This window comes from Chamaesiphon sp. (genome assembly GCF_041737865.1).
GTDB lineage: Bacteria > Cyanobacteriota > Cyanobacteriia > Cyanobacteriales > Chamaesiphonaceae > Chamaesiphon.
On the sequence record NZ_JBGSQZ010000304.1, the window covers coordinates 1 to 2,186 of the forward strand.

The window sequence follows — 2,186 nt, forward strand, 5'->3', positions numbered from 1 at the left end:
CCCTGCCACCGCTAACTTCTCACCTATGGGCAGCAACTCGATCGACTGCTCCACCCGATCGAGCAATCCAAACAAATCCGCATCCACCGGAGTTTTAGATGCAGTATCTAGATAATCCCAGAGTGAAAGTTGAACAACTACTGGCATAGGAAACAAGGCCGGATCGGACACTGTTCGGGACTAATTAAGATCTGAGACGAAAACTTCTTGAATCCATACTCACTATCCAATACCGTCAGAGCTTGCCGGAGATACTCATGAACTTGGGATGGCAACCATCCAGCACAATGAACTGGCTGCACCACTGCTAACTTATTACTCCCATCCCAAATTTCAATCCCAATCGCATGAATCGGCGAATCTTCCCGTAGCTCCCGCCACACCTGTAAAATCCCATAATGGACTTGGGGTACGGGAATTTGATGCTTTGTTTCAACACGTTTGCGCGCCCGTTTCTGATTGATTCGATCGCGATTATTAATGTAAAACCGTCGAGCAGTGCAAAGCTTATCATCCCAGCAAGTCGGATGTTTTGCTCTAGCCTCAGCCGGACTCAACGGGGCACATCGCCGACATTTTTCAGGAATTTGCCTAGACTTGGGGATCATTTTTTATCGATCGTGACTGCATCCAAAGTGCAATCGATTCTTGAGCTTCCAGACCTTGTGCCAATCGAACCATTAGCCCAACTACTTCCGAGTCAGATGTGTCGAGCGAATAACCATTTAGCTCCAAAAATACAGCCGCTAGTACAAAGCCAGTGCGCTTATTGCCATCAACGAAAGGGTGATTTTTGGCAATTCCATAGGCATAAGCAGCCGCCAGATCGAATAACGTTGGCGAGTCGCCATAGGCAAGTAGATTACGCGGTCGATCCAAACTGGCTAAAAATAAATTTTCGTCCCTAATCCCATCACTACCGCCAAATCGAGCAATTTGGTCGTCATGGATTGTTCTGGCTAATACTTCAGAAATCCAAACTGGCGGGGTCATTTCGCCAACTCATCTAAAGCCTTCGAGTATTTGTTGACAACCTTGTTATAAGCTTCTATCCCCGCCTGAAATTTTAGATCGTCCGCGATAAGCTTAATCCCATCAACTGTCTCGATCGCCATAATCGAATCCCCTTCCCCAACCTGTAATTTTTGAAGAATTTCTGGCGATAAAACTATACTCAATGAATCGCCTACTTTACTAATTTTAAGAGTTTGCATAAAACTTTGAATCGATGATGGTAATTGGATTGTACCTGTTTTAACTATATCACGATCGCGCCGAGTGCCTAAATCTTGTCTAATCATCGTCTAATGCACGATAATCTTCCTTATCATGTGTTTGTAGTATTGTAAGAGAGTGTAACTGGTGGGTGTGGGGGGAAAGGGTAAAGGGTAAAGGGTAAAGGAGAGGGGAATCATGATTGACAAAGTAATGCAATTGCATTACTTTGGGAGTAGAGTTTACCCTACCAGTTGACAAGTTGCTATGGCTACACCATCAACCCCCTGCTCGGAATCTACTTTGACCGATCGTTACCAGACGACCGTTCCCGATCCCATTCGCAAAGTATTGGGCTTAAATAAGCGAGATCGCATCTCCTATACGATCGGATCTGACGGGCAAGTGACGATTTCGCGGGCGGAGGATGAAAACAGCGATCCGCTGTTGGGACAGTTTCTACATTTTCTAGCTACAGACATCCAAGCCAATCCCCAGCATGTGCGACAGGTTAGTTCCGATTTGGTCGATCGAATTCAATCGTTGGTCAGCAATGTCGATCTCGATCTGGATGCAGCACTGGCGGCTGAAGATGAATGAGTGAATCCGAACCGCAGCCGCTAGTAATTAATGAATGGACTATATTTGCTCACGATCTGTTTCTCTTACAGGTTGAAGAACTCTTAACCCAAGTTGCAAATCTGCGGCTGAAGTATCCACAGGACTATCACAAGAAAAATGCTACTAAGCGGTTAGCAGCTATTGCCAAGTTAGCCTTTGATGTTATTCCTCAAGACCCGACTCTGCCTATATATCGCCAGGGTACGACACTGGGGTTCTCGGTATTAACCCTCGAAGAGGGGGATTCTGGAAAATTAGGTTTAGCACCACACGCTTGAAGTCCATACCAGCAAACAAAAGTATGTCTCAGAAACTGCACTTTTGGAGACGTATCTATATTATGTCTCTTT

4 protein-coding genes and 1 pseudogene are annotated in these 2,186 nt (G+C 45.4%); 2 read left to right on the plus strand and 3 right to left on the minus strand.

Going from position 1 to position 2,186, the window contains the following annotated elements; all coding sequences use genetic code 11:
• Positions 1-137: 137 nt before the first annotated feature.
• Genes ACEW9J_RS23610 through ACEW9J_RS23620 form a run of 3 tightly spaced genes read right to left on the minus strand, consistent with a single transcriptional unit; the run spans position 138 to position 1,214 of the window.
• Positions 138-608 (minus strand): hypothetical protein, encoded by a 471-nt coding sequence (locus tag ACEW9J_RS23610; RefSeq protein WP_373547516.1) that lies wholly within the window; start codon positions 606-608, stop codon positions 138-140.
• On the minus strand, positions 592-993 hold the full coding sequence (locus ACEW9J_RS23615) for a type II toxin-antitoxin system death-on-curing family toxin (RefSeq protein ID WP_373547517.1): 402 nt from the start codon (positions 991-993) through the stop codon (positions 592-594). Before ACEW9J_RS23615 ends, ACEW9J_RS23610 begins: the two co-directional genes overlap by 17 nt.
• Positions 990-1,214: an AbrB family transcriptional regulator gene (locus ACEW9J_RS23620; protein ID WP_373547518.1), complete on the minus strand. Its 225-nt coding sequence runs from the start codon at positions 1,212-1,214 to the stop codon at positions 990-992. The genes ACEW9J_RS23615 and ACEW9J_RS23620 overlap by 4 nt, the downstream gene beginning before the upstream one ends.
• A 268-nt stretch (positions 1,215-1,482) precedes the next feature.
• Here ACEW9J_RS23620 and ACEW9J_RS23625 point away from each other — a divergent pair, with 268 nt between their 5' ends.
• Both ACEW9J_RS23625 and ACEW9J_RS23630 read left to right on the plus strand, forming a co-directional pair.
• The gene (locus ACEW9J_RS23625; RefSeq protein ID WP_373547519.1) at positions 1,483-1,815 is read left to right on the plus strand and encodes a type II toxin-antitoxin system PrlF family antitoxin; all 333 of its coding nucleotides are present in this window, start codon (positions 1,483-1,485) and stop codon (positions 1,813-1,815) included.
• Positions 1,812-2,051 (plus strand): annotated as a pseudogene (locus tag ACEW9J_RS23630) (type II toxin-antitoxin system YhaV family toxin); the annotation flags it as partial. The gene ACEW9J_RS23625 and the pseudogene ACEW9J_RS23630, both read left to right, overlap by 4 nt.
• Positions 2,052-2,186 lie beyond the last annotated feature (135 nt).